The organism is Serratia sp. Je.1.23.a (assembly GCF_051129805.1).
In the GTDB taxonomy this organism is placed as follows: domain Bacteria; phylum Pseudomonadota; class Gammaproteobacteria; order Enterobacterales; family Enterobacteriaceae; genus Serratia; species Serratia liquefaciens.
In genome coordinates, this window is the sequence record NZ_JBCPSR010000001.1 from 272,489 (window position 1) to 295,052 (window position 22,564).

Genomic DNA, 22,564 nt, shown 5'->3' on the forward strand with positions numbered 1-22,564 from the left:
AGACGACTATGTTTGGTAAAGGCGGTCTGGGCAACCTGATGAAGCAAGCCCAGCAAATGCAAGAAAAAATGCAGCAGATGCAGGAAGAAGTCGCCAAATTGGAAGTGACTGGCGAATCTGGCGCCGGTCTGGTGAAAGTCACCATCAACGGTGCGCACAACTGCCGTCGAGTGGAGATCGATCAGAGTCTGATGGAAGACGACAAAGACATGCTGGAAGATCTGATCGCCGCTGCGATTAACGATGCTGCGCGCCGTATCGACGAAACCCAGAAAGAGAAGATGGCGTCTGTATCCAGCGGCATGCAACTGCCACCTGGCTTTAAGATGCCGTTCTAATGCAGACCAGCCCGCTCCTTGAAACACTGATGGAGGCGTTGCGCTGCCTGCCGGGCGTTGGCCCGAAGTCGGCGCAGCGTATGGCGTTCCAGCTGTTGCAGCGCGATCGCAGCGGTGGGATGCGTCTGGCGCAGGCGCTGACCCGCGCCATGTCAGAGATTGGCCACTGTGCCGATTGCCGTACGTTCACCGAGCAGGACGTTTGCACCATCTGCGCCAATCCGCGCCGTCAGCAAAACGGTCAGATCTGCGTGGTGGAAAGTCCGGCGGATATTCACGCCATCGAGCAGACCGGCCAGTTTGCCGGACGTTACTTTGTGCTGATGGGCCATCTGTCGCCGATGGACGGCATTGGGCCCGGTGATATCGGTCTGGATCGGCTGGAGCAACGGCTGGAAAAAGAAAACATCACCGAAGTGATCCTGGCCACCAACCCGACGGTGGAAGGTGAGGCAACCGCCAACTATATCGCCGAGATGTGCGGCCAGTATGGCGTGGTCGCCAGCCGCATAGCCCACGGCGTGCCGGTGGGCGGTGAACTGGAAATGGTCGACGGCACCACGTTGTCGCATTCATTGGCCGGTCGTCACGTTATCAAGTTTTGATGTTTTCCTCTGATGGGGCTATTTGGCCCCGTCAGCTATCTGCAAAAATTTCCCGCCAGCCGCTTGAAAAACAACGCCCTTGTCCCCACTTAATCCTCATTGTTCGCTTTTGGTAGCTATTGTCTTTGAGGTAATCAATGAGTATGAAAGGTCAAGAAACCCGTGGTTTCCAGTCTGAAGTAAAACAACTGCTTCATTTGATGATTCATTCGCTGTACTCCAATAAAGAAATTTTCCTGCGCGAGCTGATCTCCAACGCCTCGGATGCCGCCGACAAGCTGCGTTTCCGCGCACTGTCGACGCCTGAGCTGTATGAAGGTGACGGCGAGCTGCGTGTGCGCCTTTCCTTCGATAAAGAACAGCGCACGTTGACCATTGCCGACAACGGTATTGGCATGAGCCGTGAGGAAGTGATTGAAAACCTGGGTACCATCGCCAAGTCAGGTACCAAAGCCTTCCTGGAATCCATCGGTTCCGATCAGGCCAAAGACAGCCAGCTGATTGGTCAGTTCGGCGTGGGTTTCTACTCCGCGTTCATCGTGGCGGATAAAGTCACCGTGCGCACTCGTGCCGCGGGCGCTCCGGCCGATCAAGGCGTGTTCTGGGAATCTGTCGGCGAAGGCGATTACACCATTGCCGATATCAGCAAAGAAGATCGCGGTACCGAAATTACCCTGCATCTGCGCGAAGGCGAAGATGAGTATCTCGATGCCTGGCGTCTGCGTTCCGTGATCGGCAAATACTCCGACCACATTGCACTGCCGGTTGAGATTGAAAGCAAAAACGAAGAAGACGGTACCGTCACCTGGGAAAAAATCAACAAGGCGCAAGCCCTGTGGACCCGCAGCAAGGCTGACGTGACCGACGAAGAATACAAAGAGTTCTATAAGCACATCGCGCACGACTTTACCGATCCGCTGAGCTGGAGCCACAACCGGGTGGAAGGCAAGCAGGAATACACCAGCCTGCTGTACATTCCTGCCCAGGCGCCATGGGACATGTGGAACCGCGATCACAAGCACGGGCTGAAGCTGTACGTGCAGCGCGTGTTCATCATGGACGACGCTGAACAGTTCATGCCGAACTACCTGCGTTTCGTGCGTGGCCTGATAGATTCCAACGATCTGCCGCTGAACGTTTCGCGTGAGATCCTGCAAGACAGCCGTGTGACCCAGAACCTGCGCGGTGCGCTGACCAAGCGTGTGTTGCAGATGCTGGAGAAACTGGCTAAAGACGATGCGGAAGGCTACCAGAAGTTCTGGCAGCAGTTTGGTCTGGTGTTGAAAGAGGGCCCGGCGGAAGATGGTGGCAACAAAGAAGCCATTGCCAAGCTGCTGCGCTTTGCTTCCACCCACAATGACAGCTCGGCGCAAACCGTCTCGCTGGAAGAGTACGTGGGCCGCATGGCAGAAGGGCAGGAGAAGATTTATTACATCACCGCCGACAGCTATGCCGCCGCCAAGAGCAGCCCGCACCTGGAACTGTTCCGCAAGAAAGGCATCGAAGTGCTGCTGCTTTCTGACCGCATCGACGAATGGATGATGAGCTACCTGACCGAGTTCGACGGCAAGCCGTTCCAATCCGTCAGCAAGGCAGATGACGCGTTGGACAAGCTGGCAGACGAAACCGAAGAGCAGAAGGCCGCCGAGAAGCAGCTGGAGCCCTTTGTTGACCGTGTGAAAACCCTGCTGGGCGATCGCGTGAAGGACGTGCGTCTGACGCACCGTCTGACCGACACGCCGGCTATCGTTATCACCGATGCCGACGAAATGAGCACCCAGATGGCGAAGCTGTTTGCCGCTGCGGGCCAGGAAGCGCCGGCGGTGAAGTACATTTTCGAACTGAATCCGGAGCATGCGTTGGTCAAACGCGCATCCGATGTGGGCGATAACGAACAATTCGCCGAATGGATTGATCTGTTATTGGATCAGGCACTGCTGGCTGAACGCGGCACCCTGGAGGATCCAAATCAGTTTATCCGTCGTATGAATAAACTGTTGTCCGCATAATTCCGAGTATATACGCCCAAAATCCGCGAATTTTGGGCGTATTTTTTTGTTTTTCCTGCCGATTTTCCGCGCTTTATTCTCTGTTTCCTCCCTTTGGCGCCGCAATCGATTTCCTCGCGTACCTTGAGCCAGCCCCCCCTGAAATGGTATGGTTGAGCGTTTTCGCAATTTTATAAAAACTACATAGCAAGGGGATTTACGCAATGCGTATCATTCTGCTGGGCGCTCCGGGCGCTGGTAAAGGTACTCAGGCTCAATTCATCATGGAGAAATACGGTATTCCGCAAATCTCCACGGGTGATATGTTGCGCGCAGCCGTGAAGGCCGGCAGTGAATTGGGCAAGCAGGCGAAAGAAATCATGGACGCCGGCAAGCTGGTGACCGATGAGTTGGTCATTGCACTGGTTAAAGAACGCATCACCCAGGAAGATTGCCGTAAAGGTTTTCTGCTGGACGGTTTCCCGCGCACCATTCCACAGGCTGACGCGATGAAAGAAGCCGGCATCAATGTGGATTACGTGCTGGAATTTGACGTACCGGACGAGCTGATTATCGATCGCATCGTTGGTCGTCGCGTACATGCCCCTTCTGGCCGCGTGTACCACATTAAATTCAATCCACCGAAGGTGGAAGGTAAAGACGACGCGACCGGTGAAGAACTGACAACTCGTAAAGACGATCAGGAAGAAACCGTACGTAAACGTCTGGTGGAATACCATCAGATGACTGCACCGCTGATTTCCTACTACAGCAAAGAAGCTGCTGCAGGTAACACCCAATACCGTAAAATCGACGGCACCCGCAAAGTGACCGAAGTGAGCGCCGAACTGGCGAACATCCTCGGCTAATCGGTTTTTCATTGCTGTGCATAGCGCCAGGCCTCATCCGCCTGGCGTTTTTTTTATTATTTACCCGCCGAATTGTGATCGCCGTGGCTTGTTGCGCCTGTGCCCTTTAATCCACCGAGAGAAATGGCGTATAACTCCCCCATCTTAATCCCCGGGGACAATCCGCATGCTCAGACCAACCCATTTGCTGGCAGAATCCACCGCGCGCCAGATCGTGCAGCGGGCGATGAGCATCATCAGCCATTCTGTCAATGTGATGGACAGCAACGGCGTCATCATCGCTTCCGGCAACCCCTCACGCCTGTTTCAGCGTCATGAAGGCGCTGTTCTGGCGCTGACCGAAAACCGGGTGGTGGAAATCGATGCGGTGACTGCCGCGCACCTCAAGGGAGTGCGGCCCGGCATCAATTTGCCCTTCAGTTTTCACAGCCAACAGGTAGGGGTGATCGGTATTTCCGGTGAACCCGGGCAGGTACGTGCTTATGCCGAACTGGTGAAAATGGCGGCCGAAATGATGGTGGAGCAGGCGGCGTTGCTGGATCAACATCAGTGGGAAAAACGCTACCGCGAGGAACTGGCCAATCAGTTGCTGCAACCGCAGCCGGCATCAGGCTCGCTGGAGGCTATGGCTGCCTACCTGGGGTTAGATCTGCAACAGCCACGGATTGTCTGGATCGCCGAATTACAGGACACACAGCCGCACCTGCTGCGTGAATTGCTGACGGAGCTGGAGCAGACTCAGCGCGAAGCGCTGATCGCCATCACCGGGTTCAACGAAATGATCCTGCTGCGTCCTGCCAGTCTGGTGCAGGGGGAGTGGAATGTGAAGCAGGAGCGCAAACAGGCGCAGCAGTTGCAGAGCCAGCTTCAGTCGCGTTTCAACCTGCGGTTGATTGTCGGTGGTTTCTTTAGCGGCGAAGCGGGGTTGCACCGTTCAAGCCTGACGGCTCGCGCCACCCAGGCGATGGCGAAACGCTTGAAGTTACGGCACAAGACGCTGTTTTACCAAGATTATCCGCTACCGTCACTGCTGTGCGATCTGGGTGAAGACTGGCGGGCTCAAGAGCTTTCCCGCCCCTGGCAGGTTTTGGGCGAACAGGATGAAAAAGGGGTATTACGCAGCACGCTGAGGCACTATTTTTCGCGGAATTGTGATCAGACGCAGACCGCCGCCGAGCTTCATATTCACGTCAATACCTTGCGCTATCGCCTGCAGCGTATTGAAGCCATTACTGAATTAAAAATCAATCAGTTAACGGACGCCTTGCAGCTGTATATCGGCATGCTGATGCACGGCTGAGTTGTGTAAAACCACAACTTTCCGCTGTGTGCGCGCGCATGTTTTTGTGGCTTTCTCTCACGCCAATGTCCGGCGCTCAGGATATGTTTTCCCCACACCAACAACGGGGAAAACAATAATGACAACGGTATCCACGCTTGGGGCGCTGGTGGCATTGGTCGTCGCTATCGTTCTGATTTTACGCAAGGTCCCGCCTGCCTACGGCATGATTGCCGGTGCGCTGGCGGGCGGATTATGCGGCGGCGCCGATCTGGTGCAGACCGTGACGCTGATGATCACCGGTGCGCAGGGCATTACCAATGCCGTGATGCGCATTTTGGCGGCGGGGGTGCTGGCCGGGGTGTTGATCGAGTCCGGCGCGGCGCACACCATCGCTGAAACCATCGTCCGCAAAGTCGGGGAAACCCGTGCGCTGTTAGCGCTTGCGGTAGCTACACTGATCCTGACGGCAGTGGGCGTATTTATCGACGTTGCGGTGATCACCGTGGCGCCTATTGCCCTTTCCATCGCTCAGAAGGCCGGGATCTCGCGTGCGGCGATCCTGCTGGCGATGATCGGCGGCGGCAAGGCCGGTAACGTGATGTCACCAAACCCCAACACCATTGCCGCAGCCGACAACTTCAACGTGCCGCTGACCTCGGTGATGATGGCCGGTATCGTGCCAGGATTGTGCGGATTAATCGTGGCCTATCTGCTGGCCCGCCGTTTGAGTGATAAGGGCGATAAGGTGATGGCGGAAGAGCTGACGCAGCAAGCCGAAGGCATTCGTCCGGGCTTTGCGGCGGCGATCAGCGCACCCTTGGTTGCCATTGTTCTGCTGTCGCTGCGGCCGATCGCCGGTATTGCCATCGATCCGCTGATAGCGCTGCCGCTGGGCGGTCTGGTGGGCGCATTGCTGATGGGCCGCATCCGCCAGTGCAACCAGTTTATGGTTTCCGGCCTGTCCCGTATGGCGCCGGTGGCGATTATGCTGCTTGGCACCGGTACGCTGGCAGGCATTATCGCCAACTCTTCGCTGAAGGACGTGCTCATCAGCGGGTTGACCAGCACCGGCATGCCGGCCTGGCTGCTGGCCCCACTCTCCGGGGCATTAATGTCGATGGCCACCGCTTCGACAACCGCCGGTACCGCCGTGGCATCCGGGGTCTTCAGCAGCACTCTGCTGGAGCTGGGCGTCAGCGGGCTGGCGGGGGCGGCTATGATCCATGCCGGCGCGACGGTGCTGGATCACCTGCCGCACGGCAGCTTCTTCCATGCCACCGGCGGCAGCGTCAATATGGCCGTGCATCAACGGTTGAAGCTACTGCCTTATGAAACACTGGTCGGTTTTACCATCGCGGCCGTCTCAGCGTTGATGTTTGGCGTATTTAATCTGGCGGGATAAGGAAGAGTAATGAAAACGCTGAAAAAAGTGGTGATTGCGCCGGATTCGTTTAAAGAAAGCCTGAGTGCGTTGGAGGTGGCGGAAGCCATCGAACGCGGCTTCCGCCAGATCTTCCCGCAGGTACAGTATGTGAAGCTACCCATGGCGGACGGCGGCGAAGGCACGGTGGATTCGATGGTGGCAGCTACGGGCGGGGAAATCGTCACGGTCGCGGTCACTGGGCCGTTGGGCCAGCCGGTACAGGCCTTCTATGGTTTGCTGGGAGAGGGAGAAACTGCCGTTATCGAGATGGCGGCGGCTTCCGGGTTGCATCTGGCTCCCAAAGCGCAGCGAGATCCGCGCATGACCACCAGTTATGGCACCGGTGAGCTGATCAAGGCTGCGTTGGATCGCGGCGTTAAGACGATTATTCTTGGCATTGGCGGCAGCGCCACCAATGACGGCGGGGCCGGCATGATGCAGGCGCTTGGGGCCAGACTGCTGGACGATAATCGACAGGCTTTGCCGCCTGGAGGGGCCGCGCTGGCGCAGTTGGCCTATATCGATCTTTCCGGGGTGGATCCGCGTCTGCAGCAGGTGTGCATCACGGCGGCCTGCGACGTGGATAATCCTTTGTGTGGTGCTAACGGAGCCTCCGCGGTGTTTGGCCCGCAGAAGGGAGCCACGCCGGAAATGGTCACGCAGTTGGATGCGGCGCTGCGCCATTACGGCACATTGCTGGAACAGGCTACCGGTCGTGAGGTTATCAACGCGCCCGGTGCAGGAGCGGCAGGGGGAATGGGTGCGGCATTGCTTGGCATGCTAAACGCCCGATTGCGCCCCGGCATTGAGATCGTGATCGAAACCCTTCAATTGGAAGAGGCGTTGCGCGATGCCGACCTGGTGATCACCGGCGAAGGGCGACTGGACAGTCAGTCTATCCACGGCAAAACGCCGATTGGCGTGGCGCGGGTGGCTAAACGCTTTGGTTTGCCGGTGATCGGCATTGCCGGCAGCCTGTCGAAAGATTATCAGGTGGTGCACCAGCACGGCATTGACGCCGCTTTTTCGGTGCTCGATCGCGTTGTCTCTCTGGAGGAAGCGTTGGCGGAAGCGGCCGATAACCTGGAGGTGACGGCGCGTAATGTGGCGGCGGTCTGGCGACTGGCGCAGAGTTAATATCATTCCCCTTTATCATGGGCAACGCCTGTTGCTGATATCGGTTCCGACGAGGCGCTTTTCCGTTACAATAGGCGCCATTAATCGACGTTAACCCCCTGACCCAGAACAGGGGGTTAGCTTGCAAGGAATCAAGGGGAACTGAGATGAAGCAAGAGAAACACGGAGTATTGCTGGTGAACCTGGGCACGCCGGATGCTCCGACCTCGTCGGCGGTAAAACGCTATCTGAAGGAATTCCTCAGTGACGACCGCGTAGTGGATACAGCCCCATTGATCTGGTGGCCGATCCTCAACGGTGCGATCCTGCCGATCCGTTCGCCGCGCGTTGCCAAGCTGTATAAGTCGGTATGGATGGACGAAGGCTCACCACTGCTGGTCTACAGCCGCCGTCAGCAGCGCGCATTGGCCGCACGTATGCCGAACACGCCGGTTGAATTGGGCATGAGCTACGGTTCACCGAGCCTGGGCGAAGCGATAGACAAGCTGTTGGCACAGGGCGTGACCAATCTGGTAGTACTGCCGTTGTACCCGCAATACTCCTGTTCAACCAGTGCAGCCGTGTGGGACGGCGTGGCGCGCATATTGAAAGGCTATCGCCGCCTGCCGTCGATCAGCTTTATCCGCGACTATGCCGAACACCCGGCCTACATCGCCGCATTGCGTCAAAGCGTGGAGCGTTCGTTTGCCGAGCATGGCCAACCGGACCGGCTGGTGCTGTCATTCCACGGCATTCCCAAGCGCTATGCACGCCTCGGCGACGATTATCCGCAGCGCTGCGAAGACACGTTACGTGCCTTGACTGACACTTTGCCGCTGGCGCCGGATCGGGTCATGATGACCTACCAGTCGCGTTTTGGCCGTGAACCCTGGTTGACGCCGTATACCGATGAAACCCTCAAGGGCCTGCCTGCACAAGGCGTTAAACATATTCAGCTTATCTGCCCAGGTTTTTCGGCGGACTGTCTGGAAACGCTGGAAGAAATCAAAGAGCAAAACCGCGAAATCTTCCTCGAGGCGGGCGGCGAGAAGTTTGAGTACATTTCTGCGCTGAACGACGAACCGGCGCACATTGATATGATGCAGCAACTGGTGGCGCAGCACCTCTGATCCCCAGAGCGCAAAATAGTGACAGTCATCATCAATCGGGCAGGAATGTGCTAACATTCTCTGCCTGTTAACTGCCACTGCCGCCAAATAAATGAAATTTCCTGGTAAACGTAAGTCCAAACACTATTTTCCGGTGAACGCCCGCGATCCGCTCTTGCAGCAAGCTCAGCCTGAAAATGAAATCAGCACCTCCTATATCGTCGGTATCGATCAGACGCTGGTGGATATCGAAGCCAAAGTGGACGATGCCTTCGTCCAGCGTTACGGTCTGAGCCTGGGGCACTCCCTGGTGATTGAGGATGACGTCGCCGAGGCGCTGTATCAGGAACTGATCGACAATAATCTGATCACCCACCAATTTGCCGGCGGCACCATCGGCAATACTCTGCACAACTACTCCGTGCTGGCGGACGACCGTTCCGTTCTGCTCGGCGTGATGTGCAGCAATATCAAGATTGGCAGCTACGCCTATCGCTATCTGTGCAACACCTCCAGCCGTACCGATCTTAACCACCTGCAGGCGGTTGACGGTGCTATTGGCCGCTGCTTTACGCTGATCGGCGAAAGCGGCGAACGGACCTTTGCCATCAGCCCCGGGCAGATGAATCAACTGCGGCCGGAAAGCGTGAAGGAAGAGGTGATTGCCGGTGCTTCGGCGCTGGTGCTGACGTCATATTTGGTGCGCTGCAAGGAAGGGGAGCCGATGCCGGCTGCCACCATGCAGGCAATTGAATTTGCCAAAAAGCACGATGTGCCGGTGGTACTGACGCTGGGCACCAAGTACGTGATCGCCGATAACCCGCAATGGTGGCGCGACTTCCTGCAACAACACGTGTCGATCCTGGCGATGAACGAAGATGAAGCGCTGGAGTTGACCGGGTTGAGCGATCCATTGACTGCCTCTGACATGGCGCTTGAATGGGTGGATCTGGTGCTGTGCACCGCCGGGCCAAACGGTCTGTATATGGCGGGTTATACCGAAGAGTCGAATAAGCGGGAAACCCAGCATCCGCTGCTGCCGGGGCATATTGCCGAATTCAACCGCTATGAGTTCAGCCGCGCTATGCGCCGTGAAAGCTGTGAAAATCCGTTCCGCATCTATTCGCACATCGCGCCTTACATGGGCGGGCCGGAGAAAATCATGAACACCAACGGTGCCGGTGATGGCGCACTGTCGGCGTTGCTGCATGATATCGCCGCCAACGGTTATCACCGCAATAACGTGCCTAACTCCAGCAAGCACGTTCGCAGCTATCTGACCTATTCCTCGCTGGCACAGGTGTGTAAATACGCTAACCGTGTCAGCTATCAGGTACTGAATCAGCATTCGCCGCGCCTGACGCGTGGCCTGCCGGAGCGGGAAGACAGTCTGGAAGAGTCTTACTGGGAACGCTAAAAAGCAAAAGGTCCGGCAAGCCGGACCTTTTTTATATCGAATCGCCGATCAGATCGGGCAACCGCCCATCTTCTCTTCTTCGCTCAGCGTATCCAGTTTGAGAATATTCAGCATGCTGTTGGCGATTTCTCGTTCGCCCATCACCACCTGATTCGCCCCGCGATCGGAGATATAAGATACTTCGTCATCGTAGTGCGCACGGGCGATGATCTCGATGTTCGGCCGCTTGGTACGTGCCGAAGCCACGATTTCACCGGCCTCGTAACCGTTGGGAATGGTCAGCAACAGCCAGCGTGCACAGTCGAGTCGCGCCAGATCCATTACTTCAGGATTGGCGGCGTTGCCCAGCACCGTTTTGATGCCTTGTTCACGCAGGGCTTCCACCCGTGGGCGGGAGTTCTCGATCACCACCAGCGGAATACCGGCTTCGGCCAACTTTGCCCCCAGCAGACTACCGACGCGGCCATAGCCGACCACCAGCGCATGGTTGCACATATCGACCGGGATCTGCTTCTCTTCTTCCACCGCTTCTTCCATTATCTGGTCTTCCATGGTTTCGGTTTTGGCCAGATAACGCTCAAGCAGCGTGAACAGCAACGGATTCAACATAATCGACAAGATGGCCCCGGCCAGCACCAGATTGCGGCCGTGCTCCGACATCATGCCCAGCGTGATCCCAAGGCCGGCCAGAATGAAGGCGAACTCGCCAATCTGCGCCAGGCTGGCAGAAATAGTCAGCGCGGTGCGTTTGGAGTGGCCGAACATTTTCACCAGCAGGAACGCTGCCGCCGATTTCCCGAACACGATAATCGCCAGCGTTGCCAGCACCGCCAGCGGCTCGTTGATCAGGATCATCGGATCAAACAGCATGCCGACCGACACAAAGAACAGCACGGCGAAGGCATCGCGCAACGGTAAGGTATCGTGGGCCGCGCGATGGCTCAGCTCCGACTCGTTCAGCACCATGCCGGCGAAGAAGGCTCCCAGGGCAAAGGAAACGTCGAACAGCTTCACCGCGCCATAGGCAATGCCGAGCGCCAGTGCCAACACGGCAAGGGTAAACAGCTCGCGCGAGCCGGTGCTGGCGGTTTTCGCCAGGATCCACGGCACCAGCCGGCGGCCCACCACAATCATCAGCGCAATAAAGGCGATGACTTTACCAATGGTGATTGCCAGCTCAGTCAGCAACTGGCCGCTGCTGGCGTTGTCATTGCCCAGCATGTTGCCGAACGCAGGCAGCAATACCAGCGTCAGCACCATCGCCAGGTCTTCTACGATCAGCCAGCCAATGGCGATTTGCCCGCGCTGGCTGTCGATCAACTGGCGTTCTTCCAGCGCACGCAGCAGCACCACGGTACTGGCGGTAGAAAGACAGAGACCGAACACCAGGCCGGAAATCAAATCCCAGCCGAGCAACTTTGATAGCCCCATACCCAACAGAGTGGCGACGGCAATCTGTGCTACGGCACCGGGAATAGCGATATGTTTAACTGCCAGGAGGTCTTTAAGCGAGAAATGGAGGCCAACACCGAACATCAACAGGATCACGCCGATTTCCGCCAGTTCCGGTGCCAGCGAGGTGTCGGCAACAAAACCGGGGGTAAAAGGGCCGGCGAGCACGCCTGCGGCAAGATACCCCACCAGCGGGGAGATGCGCAGGCGATTCGCCAGCATTCCGAGGAGGAAGGCAAGTACTAACCCTCCGACAATGGTGGTGATTAAGGGTGTTGAATTATGCATCCAGACTCCTTCTAGCTATGCATGGCAGCAGAGGGGAAACGCAACAAAGTTACGAAAAGATACATTTAGTTTATTGCATTTGTTCGCGTCTTGCTTAGCTAAATTGAGCTTTTTTGCGAAAAAGCAGAGGATTCCGCTTTGGGCAGGGCAGTAAGGGGATTTAACACTAAATAAGTCAAATAACATTGGTTTGTTCGGGAGATAACCCGACTGAGCGCAATGATTCAGCCGGGTTTTATCAGGGGTATTACGAGTTATGGTCTATATTAGGCAGTAATGCGGTGATAATGCCGATCAGTGGCAAGAAAGCACAGATTTGGTAGACCAATTCGATACTGGTCAAATCTGCGACATAACCAAGAACGGCTGCGCCTAATCCCCCCATACCAAAAGCAAAACCGAAGAATAAACCGGAAACCATACCCACTTTCCCGGGGATCAGCTCCTGTGCATAAACCAGAATGGCCGAAAATGCCGAAGCGAGAATTACCCCGATAATGACGGTTAAAATGCCGGTCCAGTAGAGAGAAGCATAGGGTAAAGCCAGCGTAAATGGTGCCGCACCCAGTATTGAGCCCCAAATAACATATTTACGCCCTATCTTGTCGCCGAGAGGCCCGCCAATTATGGTTCCTGCTGCTACGGCAAACAGGAATGCAAACAGGTGAAACTGCGCATTCTGCACGGAAACGCCGAACTTATGTATCAAATAAAAGGTGTAATAGCTGCTGATACTGGCCAAGTAGAAGTATTTGGAGAAAATCAGCACCAGCAGGATGCCCAGCGCATAGGTGACAGTACGTTTTGGCAGCGGTTTCACCGTCGAGGACGCTTTTGGCTGACCTTTTGTTGCCCGGTGCTGATGTTGATACCATTTGCTGACTTGCAACAGCACCACAATAGCCAACAGCGCGGCCAGTGAGAACCAGGCCACGTTACCTTTGCCATAAGGCGCAATAATCAGCGCGGCCAGCAGGGGGCCGAGAGAGCTGCCAAAGTTACCGCCGACCTGGAACAACGATTGAGCCAGGCCATGTCGGCCACCGGAGGCCATGCGAGCAACGCGGGAGGACTCAGGGTGGAACACCGAGGAACCGGTGCCGACCAGCGCCGCCGCCAGCAGCACCAGCGGGAAGGTATTGGCGACGGACAGCAGCAGCAGCCCACACAGCGTAAAGCCCATGCCGATCGGCAACGAATAGGGCTGCGGGTGTTTATCCGTGTAGTAACCGATTAACGGTTGCAATAAGGAAGCCGTGAGCTGATAGGTCAGAGTAATCATGCCGATCTGCACGAAGCTCAGGCTGAAGTCAGCCTGCAGGATCGGGTAAATCGCCAGGATCAGCGATTGAATCATGTCGTTAAGCAGGTGAGAGACGCTGATGGCACCGAGAATCGAGAATGCAGTCCCTTTAACCGCGCTGCCCTTGGCCGGTGGCATGGCAGTATCGCTACGGTCGGTCATTTTATTATTAGCCTGGTAAGTTTTAGAGGACAGAGCAGATATCTTAGCAAGTTGTTCAATATTTGCCATATCCGACATAATTTGACGTATATCGCAAAAATTTGAAATCAAAGGGCTTTGTTTCGCGTTACAATTTCGGTCACCTCAAAAAAGCCGTTAATGATCATATGGAGTTCTGCCATGCGCTTTTCGTTAAAAACCACCGCATGCGCTTTGGCTGTATCCCTGACTTTCCTGTCGGGAGCCGCCAGCGCCTGGGAAAAGGATAAGACCTACGACATCACCATTTTGCACACCAACGATCACCACGGCCATTTCTGGCAGAACGATCATGGCGAATATGGCTTGGGTGCACAGAAAACCTTGGTAGACAGCATCCGTCAGGAAGTCGCGGCGCAGGGGGGCAGTCTGTTGCTGCTGTCGGGCGGTGATATCAACACCGGCGTGCCGGAATCCGATCTGCAAGATGCCGAACCGGACTTCCGCGGCATGAATCTGGTGGGTTACGACGCAATGGCGATCGGCAACCATGAATTCGACAACCCGCTCAGCGTGCTGCGTCAGCAGGAAAAGTGGGCGACCTTCCCCTTGCTGTCGGCCAATATTTATCAAAAAAGCACCCAGCAGCGTCTGTTCAAGCCCTATGCCTTATTTGACAAGCAGGGGATCAAGATTGCGGTCATCGGCCTGACGACGGATGACACGGCCAAGATTGGCAACCCGGAATATTTTACCGACATCGAGTTCCGTGTGCCTGCACAGGAAGCCAAACAGGTAGTGGAGCAATTGCGTAAGGACGAAAAGCCGGACGTGATTATCGCCGCAACGCACATGGGCCATTACGATGACGGCAACCATGGCTCCAACGCGCCGGGCGATGTTGAGATGGCGCGCAGCCTGCCTGCCGGCTATCTGGACATGATCGTTGGTGGTCATTCGCAGGATCCGGTCTGTATGGCGGGCGAGAACCACAAGCAGGTGGATTATGTGCCGGGTACACCGTGCGCGCCGGATCGTCAGAACGGCACCTGGATTGTGCAGGCGCATGAGTGGGGCAAGTACGTGGGCCGCGCCGATTTCCAGTTCCGTAACGGTGAGCTGAAGCTGGTGCATTACCAACTGATCCCGGTCAACCTGAAGAAGAAGGTGGAGAAAGCCGACGGCACCAGTGAGCGCGTGTTTTACACCCAACAGATCGCAGAAGATCCTTCCATGATGAAGCTGCTGACGCCGTTCCAGGAAAAAGGTAAGGCGCAGTTGGACGTCAAGATTGGCAGCGTCAACGGCAAGCTGGAAGGCGACCGCAGCAAAGTGCGCTTTGTACAGACCAACCTGTCACGCGTCTTGTTGGCAGCGCAGATGGAACGTGCCGAGGCTGATTTTGCGGTGATGAGCGGTGGCGGGGTGCGTGACTCGATTGAAGGCGGCGATATCACCTATAAAAACGTGCTGAAAGTGCAGCCATTCGGCAATACGCTGGTCTACGTCGAGATGAAAGGCAGCGACGTGGAAAAATACCTGGCTGTAGTCGCCAACATGAAGGTAGATTCCGGGGCCTATGCGCAGTTTGCCAACGTTAGCCTAACAGCGGACGGTCAGGGCGTCAGCAACGTCAAGATCAAGGGGGAACCGCTGCAGGCGGACAAAACCTACCGTATGGCCACGTTGAACTTCAATGCGTTGGGCGGCGACGGTTATCCGAAGCTGGATACCCTGCCAAGCTACGTCAACACCGGGTTTATCGATGCCGAAGTCTTGAAGCAATACATCGAGAAGCACTCACCGCTGGACGCAGCGGCTTATGAGCCTAAAGGCGAGATCGTTTATCAATAATATTATGGCGGCTTTTACCGGTTAAAAGCCGCCGTCGATTTTCCCCGCATTACCACACTTCTAGTATAAAAGAATTCTAATATTATTAATTTCAATATTGCTTTCCCTGTCTTGCATAATTGTATTTCTATTTTCTTTGTCTATACCTTTAGGGTTAATGATTTTATCTTTCTTAAATCATAATTTTTCCAGGGAATAAAGATCAGCGAAATAATCGTGATTGAAGAGGAAATGAAATGTACAGGACAGCAGTGCTTTTATATGGCGTCGTCGGCTATTTTTTAGGGTTGGTTGGCTTTGTTTTGCTTATTTTATTACTTAACGGCTGGGGGCTGAGAAATATGGTCGCCGTTAGGGAGGATACCGACGTATGGCCCTGGCTGGTGAATATCGTTTTGCTTTTGCTGTTTGGCTTGGTGCATTCCGTTATGGCCCATGAGAGGTTCAAGGCCCGTTTGGCGCTGTCTCCGGCATTGGAAAGAAGCTCCTATGTGTTAATTGCCGGTGCGTCGTTGGCGCTACTGGCGCTTGTGTGGCAACCACTGCCGGGCGTCTTGTGGCGGTTACCGCCAGACAGTGTTGCCGCATGGGGGCTTAACGGTATTAGTGCGCTAGGGTGGCTCGTGGTCTTTGCGTCAACCTGCATGATCAGCCACACCGACTTATTTGGCTTGCGACAATCCTGGCTGCAATGGAGAGAACGCCAATATACCGATTTGCCATTTCAGGTAAGAGGATTTTACCGGTTGACGCGGCATCCCATGATGACGGGAATGTTACTGGCATTTTGGTTCACGCCAGAGATGACCGCTGGGCGTCTATTATTTAATTCAGGTATGACATTATATATTTTGGTGGGTGTTTATTTCGAAGAACGTAGCCTGCTTAAATCTTTAGGGGCGGATTATCAGCGGTATTGCCGACATGTTCCCATGTTGTTACCGCGAATGGGGATACGGAATAAGCCGACGGAGTAATCAGATCCCGCGGCCGACGTTGGGACTGCGGCCGCGTCATCAGGCTTCTAGTCGCGCTTGGCGATATCGGCGAAGCTGCCGGCCAACAGCCGGCAAAGATCTTGCGCCGCCAGTTCGATGTCCAGCCCGCGTTTACCGCCGGAGACATAAATGGTGGCGAACTGCTGTGCCGGGCTGTCGATCACCGTTGGCAGCCGCTTTTTTTGCCCCAGCGGGCTGATGCCGCCGACCAGATAACCCGTCACGCGCTGCGCCAGTAGCGGATCGGCCATCTCTGCCTTTTTGGCGCCGAGCGCACGAGCGACCTTTTTCAGATCCAACTGTGTAGCTACCGGTGTGACCGCCACTGCCAGATGTTTGGCGTCGCCGTTCAGCGCCACCAGTAACGTTTTATAGACGCGGTCTGCATCCAGTCCCAATTTTTTCACTGCTTCATCGCCGAAGTTGGTTTCAGCACTGTCGTGATGATAAGGATGAAGGGTAAAAGCGACTTTTTGTTTCTCAAGCAGGATCACTGCGGGCGTCATGTGTTTTCCTCTTCCCCGTTAAGCGGGAGGTTGCAAACGGATGCAACAAAATTACAAAAATATAACGGTAACAGCAACCTGAGTGGCAGCCGCGTAAAGCGGGTTGCCAAGATGTTCACTGGGTTGCTACCCTGTCTGTTGTAACCGTTAACACGGTTGCTATGCGTATAACTAAAATACAAGAAATTCCTCTTTGACTGGCCAGTAGCGATATTGGCCACTTTTTTACTGCGCCTGCAGCATCGCCGGCAGATTATCCTCGCCATACAGATGCAGTGCGCCTACCGCCACCACGTAATTTCCTGGCGGTAACGCCTCCAGCTTTTGTTGCCAGTCGCGATTTCGTTGGTGCATCAACACGTCGTACAAATCGGCGCTGAATGTGGCGGGCAGGGTTTCGAGCATACCGCTGGGTTTTGCGTCTAGCCACCAACTCACCATGGTTTGCAGCAAGCGCGCGTTAGTGTGCCAGTGCTCCAGCGTGTCGCGCAGCAGCGCTATTCCTCCCTCCGGTAACTGTTCGAGCATACTCATCTGGTGTTCCGCCCCTTCCAGCTCAATCACCTTTTTATGCTGGTCTCTGGCCGCCTGCAACAGTTGATAATCCACGCCGTATTCGGCGCGTAATCCCAATCGCTGAGCCTGACGGGCTTGCATCATCAACGCTACCTGCCAGCCGGGCAGGGTGGAAAAACTGTCGGCGTCGGCACCCAGCTCCTGGCACAGCGTCAGCAATTGCTGAAATTCTGACTCTGAGAGCCGCTGTTCAAGCTCCGGTTGCTGTTCGATGTGGTCAAAGGGCGAGGCGGAACCGGTGATGTCGGCTTCAACAATCAGGGCATCTGCCTGTTTGAGGCGAGCTGCCAGCTTGGCCGGCAGCGGCGACATATCCACCGTGCCCATATGAATGCTGCCCACCAGATGGAACTGACGATCGCCGGGCAGCCGAATATCCAGCGCCGGGTAGGCGTAAGTCATCGGGGATATCAGGCCGAGAAAGGCGGCGATTCGGCGTAACAGTTGACCCATACAGCGTGGCTCCTGAATAGCGTGTTCACCCTTGGCTTGGCAAGGTGAGGATTCCCCATGCTAAACGCTATCCGCCGGACAAGAAAGCCTGAAGAGTGAAGGAATTATCCCAAAGAAAAAGGGGCGCACTATTTGCGCCCCTTGGGTATTTAGCGTTTGGGTTTAAAACGCAGCAGTCGGTTGGCGTTACTGACCACGGTAATAGAGGACAGCGCCATAGCCGCGCCCGCCACCACCGGACTGAGCAGGGTGCCGGTTAACGGATACAGTACCCCGGCGGCAATCGGGATGCCGAGCGTGTTGTAAACAAAGGCTCCCAGCAGGTTCTGCTTCATATTGCGCAATGTAGCTTTAGACAGCTCAAGCGCGTCGGCGACGCCGTTCAGGCTGTGGCGCATCAGAGTGATGGCGGCAGTCTCAATGGCGATATCGCTGCCGCCTCCCATGGCAATGCCGACATCGGCCTGCGCCAGCGCCGGCGCGTCGTTGATACCGTCGCCGATCATGGCTACGCGGTGACCCTGCGCCTGCAGCTGTTTGATCGCTTCGGCTTTGCCCTCCGGCAACACGCCGGCAATCACCCGGTCGATACCGGCCTCTTTGGCAATGGCGTTGGCGGTCACCGGGTTGTCGCCGGTTAACATCACCAACTGATAGCCCTGACGGTGCAAGCGCTGTAGCGCTTCAACGCTGTCGCCGCGCAGCGGATCACGGATGGCGAACAGCGCGGCCGGCTTACCCTCGACGGCCAGCAGCACCGGCGTAATGCCGCGCTCTGCCTGTTGCTGCATCTGTGTGTCCAGCTCGGCGGTGGCCACCTGATGCTGTTGTAATAACGCAGCATTGCCCAGCAGCAACTTCATGCCGTCCACTTCGCCGCTAACGCCGGCACCGCGCAGGGTACGGAACTGCTCAACCTGCGGCAGCGCTTGTCCTTCGGCGTGATCAACGATGGCACGAGCCAGCGGGTGGCTGGCGCCCTGTTCCAATGCGGCAGCCCAGCTCAGTGCCTGCTGCTCGCTCACCTGGTTAAACGTGAGGATTTCTACCACCCGCGGCTGACCTTCGGTCAGGGTGCCGGTTTTATCAAACACCAGGGTGTCGAGTTGGCTTGCCTGCTGCAAGGCATCGGCATCACGTACCAACACGCCAAATTCGGCGGCGCGGCCCACTCCGGAGATGATCGACATCGGCGTCGCCAAACCCAGTGCGCAAGGGCAGGCGATGATCAAGACCGTGGTGGCAATCACCAGCGTATAAACCAGCTGCGGTTGCGGGCCGAAGAAATACCAGATTGCGGCGCTGAACAGGGCGATAGCCACTACCGTCGGGACGAATACCGCAGAAATGCGATCCGCCAGCTTACCGATCTCAGGCTTACTGCTCTGCGCCTGGCGCACCAGCTTGATGATGCGTGCCAGGGTGGTTTTGCTGCCGATAGCGCCGGCACGGAATAGCACACTGCCGTCATCAACCACCGTCCCGGCATGTACGGTATCACCCACGCTTTTTTGTTGCGGCACCGCCTCGCCGGTCAGCATTGCTTCATCCAGCCAGACTTCACCCTGAATTATCTCACCGTCTACCGGAATACGATCGCCGGTCGTCAGCCGCAGCGTCATGCCGAGCTGCACCTGCGCCAACGGGATGCTTTTCTCGCCATCGTCGGTCACCAGGCGCGCCGTCGGCGGCGTCAGATCCAACAGCCGTTCCAGCGCCTGCGATGAGCGCTGGCGAGCGCGTTGTTCCAACGCATGGCCCAGGTTTATCAGACCGATGATCATTGCGCTGGCTTCGTAGTACAGATGCCGCGCCGCCATCGGGAAGAAATCCGGCCACAGGTTGACGCTGATTGAGTAAAGCCAGGCGGCACCGGTGCCCAGTGCGACCAGGGTGTCCATGGTGGCGCTGCCGTTCATCAGCGCGCGCCAGGCATTACGATAGAAATGCCCGCCAGCGAACACCATCACCGCCAGCGTGAGCAGGCCGACCAGCAGCCACGGACGCTGAGTTTCCGGCGTCAGTGACATGCTGCCACCAAACAGCCCCCAGGCCATCAAGGGGATACCCAGCGCCAGGCCAAGCGCGGCTTGCCAGCGAAAACGCTTCATATTGGCTTGCGCAGTTTGCTGTTGGCGCTCGCGGCGTTCGGTTTCGTCCTGGATCATTTCTGCGCCGTAACCGGCTTTCTCGACCGCCGCGACCAGCGCTTGCGGATCGGCGCTGCCGGTGATCAGCGCGCTGCGTTCCGCCAGATTGACGCGCGCCTGATCTACACCGGATACGCTTTGTAGTGCATTTTGCACTTTACTGACGCAGCTGGCGCAGCTCATGCCACTGAGCAAAAGCTGCACGCTGTCATCATCATCGCCATTAGAGGTTGCCGGAAGGGGAGACGAGGCCGTTGCCTGGGTTTCCGGCAATACAGGGACTGATTCAGTCAACGGCTCAGTTTTTGGGGAGGTAGCGGCTCCGGCAAGGCTGGCGTGATAACCCGCGTCTTCAACTGCGGCGATCAACGCCTCGGAAGCGGCGTCACCGTAAACCTTGGCGCTGTCGATACTGACGTCGGCGGCAATCACCCCCGGCACCGCTTCCAGCGCTTTGCGGGTGCTGGCAGCGCAGTGCATGCAGCTCAGACCGTTCAACTGCAGCTCGGTATCCGGCTGTTGCGCCACGGCGGCCTGATAGCCGGCAGCGACTACGCTGTCAATCAGCGCCTGGCTCGGCGCCTCGCCAGTGACTTTGGCATAGTGGACATTGACCTCTGCCTGTTCGACATCTTCGCGGCTTTCCAGGGCTTTTTTCACCCGCTGCGCGCAGTTCATGCAGGTCAGTCCCTGCAATGCCAGCACTGTGGTTTGTGACATGATTCGATTCCTCGCTCAGGTGCGGTGTTTAAAGGTTGACCGCTTAGCCTATTTTCACTAAGAATGGAGTCTAAACCTTCCAGCAAGGGGAAGGTCAAGGGGGATAAATGAATATCAGCGACGTGGCGAAAAAAACCGGTTTAACCAGCAAGGCAATCCGCTTCTATGAAGAGAAAGGGCTGGTTACCGCGCCGATCCGCACCGATAACGGCTACCGCAGCTACAGCCCGAAGCACATTGAGGAGCTGACGTTGCTGCGTCAGGCGCGGCAGGTGGGGTTTAACCTAGACGAATGCGGCGAACTGGTGGCGTTGTTCAACGATCCGGCCCGTCACAGCGCCGATGTGAAAGCACGCACCCTGCAAAAAGTGGCGGACATTGAAAAGCACATCGCCGAGTTGGGTGAGATGCGCCAGCGTTTACTGGCGCTGGCGGATCAGTGCCCGGGGGATGACGGGGCAGAGTGCCCGATCATTAATAACCTGGCAGGGTGTTGCCACAACCATTAACGAATAACGGCGCGGATCACCAGCGTTATGCCTTCGACGGCGATCACTTCCACCTCGGTGCCCACCGCCAGATCGTCACTGGCCTGCGCACGCCAACTGCTGTCGCCGATGTTAATGCGCCCCATGCCGTTGTGCATGGGTTCCGTCAGCGTGGCGCGGGTGCCAATCAACTGGCGGTTGCGCTGGTTCAGTACCTGCGAACCGCTGGAGGCCGCCGCCGGACGTTGGCGCAGCCAATACCACCACAGGTAGGCCACCACCACGGTCAGCACGGCAAAAATCACCCCCTGCCATTCCCAGGCCAACTGCGGCAACAGCCAGACGATCGCGCCGACCACCACCGCGGATACGCCGCTCCATAGCAGGTAGCCGCTGGCGCCGAGCATTTCGGCCGCCAGCAGCAGCCCGCCAAGGGAGAGCCAGAACCAGTGCGGGTTTGCTGCAATTTGTTCGAGCATGATTATTTGCCTTTGGTGTCTTTCAACAGCTCGGCAATGCCACCAATTGAACCGAGCAGGCTGCTGGCATCCAGCGGCATCATGATGACTTTACTGTTGTTGGCTGAGCCGATTTTCTGCAGCGCATCGGTGTATTTCTGTGCCACAAAGTAGTTCACCGCCTGGATATTGCCGCTGGCGATAGCATCGGAAACCAGTTGAGTCGCACGGGCTTCGGCTTCCGCGGCACGTTCACGGGCTTCCGCCTGCAGGAACGCAGACTGACGCTCACCTTCCGCCTTGAGGATTTGCGACTGTTTGTCGCCTTCGGCACGCAGGATAGCAGCCTGACGTACGCCTTCGGCCTCCAGAATATCCGCACGCTTGGTTCGCTCGGCCTTCATCTGGGCGTTCATTGCCGAGATTAACTCTGCCGGTGGACGTACGTCACGGATCTCGATACGGGTGATTTTAATACCCCAGGGGTTGGTGGCCTCATCGACAATGTGCAGCAGGCGACTGTTGATGCTGTCACGCTGCGAGAGAATTTCGTCCAGCTCCATTGAACCGAGCACGGTACGGAAGTTGGTCATGGTCAGGTTGACGATCGCCAGTTCCAGGTTGCTGACCTCATAAGCGGCACGGGCCGGATCCACCACCTGGATAAAACACACCGCATCGATGGCCACATTGGCGTTATCGCGCGAGATGATTTCCTGAGATGGAATATCCAGTACCTGTTCCATCATATTGATTTTTCTGCCGATGCGGTCCATAAAGGGCACCACCAGGTTTAAACCTGGCATCAGCGTTTTGGTGTAGCGGCCGAAGCGTTCCACCGTCCATTGGAACCCCTGCGGAACAATTTTGACGCCGGCAAATACGATGATTAGCGCGACGACAATCACGATGGGAATAAGGGTAAACATGGCAAACCTCCTGTCGGACATATGTAAACGAATATTACGCCAGCTACCGTGCAAAGACTAATAAATCAGGGGCGTTGTGCCATTAACATTCCAAATTGGCA

The 22,564-nt window shown here is 56.4% G+C and carries 19 protein-coding genes; 12 read left to right on the forward strand and 7 right to left on the reverse strand.

All coding sequences use genetic code 11. From position 1 onward, the window contains the following. Nucleotides 1–8: 8 nt before the first annotated feature. The 9 genes from AAZT04_RS01345 to AAZT04_RS01385 all read left to right on the forward strand — a co-directional run bounded on the left by AAZT04_RS01345 (nucleotide 9) and on the right by AAZT04_RS01385 (nucleotide 10,147). On the forward strand, nucleotides 9–338 hold the full coding sequence (locus tag AAZT04_RS01345; protein ID WP_020825533.1) for a YbaB/EbfC family nucleoid-associated protein: 330 nt from the start codon (nucleotides 9–11) through the stop codon (nucleotides 336–338). Further along, nucleotides 338–943, forward strand: a complete 606-nt coding sequence (gene recR, locus AAZT04_RS01350; RefSeq protein WP_129941065.1) for a recombination mediator RecR — start codon at nucleotides 338–340, stop codon at nucleotides 941–943. Before AAZT04_RS01345 ends, recR begins: the two co-directional genes overlap by 1 nt. A gap of 143 nt (nucleotides 944–1,086) precedes the next feature. Beyond that, nucleotides 1,087–2,952 (forward strand): molecular chaperone HtpG, encoded by a 1,866-nt coding sequence (htpG, locus tag AAZT04_RS01355; protein ID WP_020825535.1) that lies wholly within the window; start codon nucleotides 1,087–1,089, stop codon nucleotides 2,950–2,952. Nucleotides 2,953–3,155: 203 nt separating this feature from the next. Further along, nucleotides 3,156–3,800, forward strand: coding sequence for an adenylate kinase (adk, locus tag AAZT04_RS01360; protein ID WP_020825536.1), 645 nt, complete (start codon nucleotides 3,156–3,158; stop codon nucleotides 3,798–3,800). Between the two features lie 166 nt (nucleotides 3,801–3,966). Further along, nucleotides 3,967–5,100 (forward strand): sugar diacid recognition domain-containing protein, encoded by a 1,134-nt coding sequence (locus AAZT04_RS01365; protein ID WP_234528990.1) that lies wholly within the window; start codon nucleotides 3,967–3,969, stop codon nucleotides 5,098–5,100. A gap of 118 nt (nucleotides 5,101–5,218) precedes the next feature. Then, on the forward strand, nucleotides 5,219–6,484 hold the full coding sequence (locus AAZT04_RS01370) for a GntP family permease (protein ID WP_197820159.1): 1,266 nt from the start codon (nucleotides 5,219–5,221) through the stop codon (nucleotides 6,482–6,484). A gap of 9 nt (nucleotides 6,485–6,493) precedes the next feature. After that, entirely contained in the window at nucleotides 6,494–7,642 is a 1,149-nt protein-coding gene (locus AAZT04_RS01375) for a glycerate kinase (protein ID WP_434678760.1), read from the forward strand. A gap of 146 nt (nucleotides 7,643–7,788) precedes the next feature. Continuing rightward, entirely contained in the window at nucleotides 7,789–8,751 is a 963-nt protein-coding gene (gene hemH / locus AAZT04_RS01380; protein ID WP_020825540.1) for a ferrochelatase, read from the forward strand. Between the two features lie 91 nt (nucleotides 8,752–8,842). Continuing rightward, complete coding sequence (locus AAZT04_RS01385; RefSeq protein ID WP_020825541.1) at nucleotides 8,843–10,147, forward strand: inosine/guanosine kinase; 1,305 nt, start codon at nucleotides 8,843–8,845, stop codon at nucleotides 10,145–10,147. 48 nt (nucleotides 10,148–10,195) lie between these two features. Here AAZT04_RS01385 and ybaL read toward each other — a convergent pair whose 3' ends face one another. Both ybaL and AAZT04_RS01395 read right to left on the reverse strand, forming a co-directional pair. Next, entirely contained in the window at nucleotides 10,196–11,887 is a 1,692-nt protein-coding gene (ybaL, locus tag AAZT04_RS01390; RefSeq protein ID WP_041414282.1) for a YbaL family putative K(+) efflux transporter, read from the reverse strand. 247 nt (nucleotides 11,888–12,134) lie between these two features. Continuing rightward, the gene (locus tag AAZT04_RS01395) at nucleotides 12,135–13,352 is read right to left on the reverse strand and encodes an MFS transporter (RefSeq protein ID WP_048759552.1); all 1,218 of its coding nucleotides are present in this window, start codon (nucleotides 13,350–13,352) and stop codon (nucleotides 12,135–12,137) included. 180 nt (nucleotides 13,353–13,532) lie between these two features. Between AAZT04_RS01395 and ushA the strand changes: the two genes are divergently transcribed. Then, complete coding sequence (gene ushA / locus AAZT04_RS01400; protein ID WP_020825544.1) at nucleotides 13,533–15,185, forward strand: bifunctional UDP-sugar hydrolase/5'-nucleotidase UshA; 1,653 nt, start codon at nucleotides 13,533–13,535, stop codon at nucleotides 15,183–15,185. Nucleotides 15,186–15,421: 236 nt separating this feature from the next. Next, the gene (locus tag AAZT04_RS01405) at nucleotides 15,422–16,162 is read left to right on the forward strand and encodes a methyltransferase family protein (protein ID WP_197820167.1); all 741 of its coding nucleotides are present in this window, start codon (nucleotides 15,422–15,424) and stop codon (nucleotides 16,160–16,162) included. Between the two features lie 47 nt (nucleotides 16,163–16,209). On the opposite strand, the gene ybaK is transcribed toward AAZT04_RS01405, so the two are convergent. From ybaK to copA, 3 genes are all read right to left on the reverse strand, one after another. Beyond that, complete coding sequence (ybaK, locus tag AAZT04_RS01410) at nucleotides 16,210–16,689, reverse strand: Cys-tRNA(Pro)/Cys-tRNA(Cys) deacylase YbaK (RefSeq protein WP_020825546.1); 480 nt, start codon at nucleotides 16,687–16,689, stop codon at nucleotides 16,210–16,212. A gap of 225 nt (nucleotides 16,690–16,914) precedes the next feature. After that, on the reverse strand, nucleotides 16,915–17,718 hold the full coding sequence (locus AAZT04_RS01415) for a TraB/GumN family protein (RefSeq protein WP_115059820.1): 804 nt from the start codon (nucleotides 17,716–17,718) through the stop codon (nucleotides 16,915–16,917). Between the two features lie 149 nt (nucleotides 17,719–17,867). Then, entirely contained in the window at nucleotides 17,868–20,588 is a 2,721-nt protein-coding gene (gene copA, locus AAZT04_RS01420) for a copper-exporting P-type ATPase CopA (protein WP_334648018.1), read from the reverse strand. 107 nt (nucleotides 20,589–20,695) lie between these two features. Here copA and cueR point away from each other — a divergent pair, with 107 nt between their 5' ends. Beyond that, a complete protein-coding gene (gene cueR / locus AAZT04_RS01425) occupies nucleotides 20,696–21,097 on the forward strand; it encodes a Cu(I)-responsive transcriptional regulator (protein WP_020825549.1) in 402 nt (133 codons plus the stop codon). On the opposite strand, the gene AAZT04_RS01430 is transcribed toward cueR, so the two are convergent. Then, nucleotides 21,094–21,555 (reverse strand): NfeD family protein, encoded by a 462-nt coding sequence (locus AAZT04_RS01430; RefSeq protein ID WP_020825550.1) that lies wholly within the window; start codon nucleotides 21,553–21,555, stop codon nucleotides 21,094–21,096. The two genes, cueR and AAZT04_RS01430, sit on opposite strands and share 4 nt — an antisense overlap. A 2-nt stretch (nucleotides 21,556–21,557) precedes the next feature. Next, nucleotides 21,558–22,463, reverse strand: coding sequence for an SPFH domain-containing protein (locus AAZT04_RS01435; RefSeq protein ID WP_020825551.1), 906 nt, complete (start codon nucleotides 22,461–22,463; stop codon nucleotides 21,558–21,560). Nucleotides 22,464–22,564: the final 101 nt, after the last annotated feature.

Coding starts and splice junctions, on each gene's coding strand:
- AAZT04_RS01365 (WP_234528990.1), top strand. CDS start 3,967: ATGCTCAGACCAACCCATTTGCTGGCAGAATCCACCGCGCGCCAGATC.
- AAZT04_RS01405 (WP_197820167.1), top strand. CDS start 15,422: ATGTACAGGACAGCAGTGCTTTTATATGGCGTCGTCGGCTATTTTTTA.
- cueR (WP_020825549.1), top strand. CDS start 20,696: ATGAATATCAGCGACGTGGCGAAAAAAACCGGTTTAACCAGCAAGGCA.
- AAZT04_RS01345 (WP_020825533.1), top strand. CDS start 9: ATGTTTGGTAAAGGCGGTCTGGGCAACCTGATGAAGCAAGCCCAGCAA.
- hemH (WP_020825540.1), top strand. CDS start 7,789: ATGAAGCAAGAGAAACACGGAGTATTGCTGGTGAACCTGGGCACGCCG.
- ybaL (WP_041414282.1), bottom strand. CDS start 11,887: ATGCATAATTCAACACCCTTAATCACCACCATTGTCGGAGGGTTAGTA.
- htpG (WP_020825535.1), top strand. CDS start 1,087: ATGAAAGGTCAAGAAACCCGTGGTTTCCAGTCTGAAGTAAAACAACTG.
- AAZT04_RS01430 (WP_020825550.1), bottom strand. CDS start 21,555: ATGCTCGAACAAATTGCAGCAAACCCGCACTGGTTCTGGCTCTCCCTT.
- AAZT04_RS01415 (WP_115059820.1), bottom strand. CDS start 17,718: ATGGGTCAACTGTTACGCCGAATCGCCGCCTTTCTCGGCCTGATATCC.
- copA (WP_334648018.1), bottom strand. CDS start 20,588: ATGTCACAAACCACAGTGCTGGCATTGCAGGGACTGACCTGCATGAAC.
- AAZT04_RS01435 (WP_020825551.1), bottom strand. CDS start 22,463: ATGTTTACCCTTATTCCCATCGTGATTGTCGTCGCGCTAATCATCGTA.
- AAZT04_RS01385 (WP_020825541.1), top strand. CDS start 8,843: ATGAAATTTCCTGGTAAACGTAAGTCCAAACACTATTTTCCGGTGAAC.
- ushA (WP_020825544.1), top strand. CDS start 13,533: ATGCGCTTTTCGTTAAAAACCACCGCATGCGCTTTGGCTGTATCCCTG.
- adk (WP_020825536.1), top strand. CDS start 3,156: ATGCGTATCATTCTGCTGGGCGCTCCGGGCGCTGGTAAAGGTACTCAG.
- AAZT04_RS01395 (WP_048759552.1), bottom strand. CDS start 13,352: ATGACCGACCGTAGCGATACTGCCATGCCACCGGCCAAGGGCAGCGCG.
- ybaK (WP_020825546.1), bottom strand. CDS start 16,689: ATGACGCCCGCAGTGATCCTGCTTGAGAAACAAAAAGTCGCTTTTACC.
- AAZT04_RS01370 (WP_197820159.1), top strand. CDS start 5,219: ATGACAACGGTATCCACGCTTGGGGCGCTGGTGGCATTGGTCGTCGCT.
- recR (WP_129941065.1), top strand. CDS start 338: ATGCAGACCAGCCCGCTCCTTGAAACACTGATGGAGGCGTTGCGCTGC.
- AAZT04_RS01375 (WP_434678760.1), top strand. CDS start 6,494: ATGAAAACGCTGAAAAAAGTGGTGATTGCGCCGGATTCGTTTAAAGAA.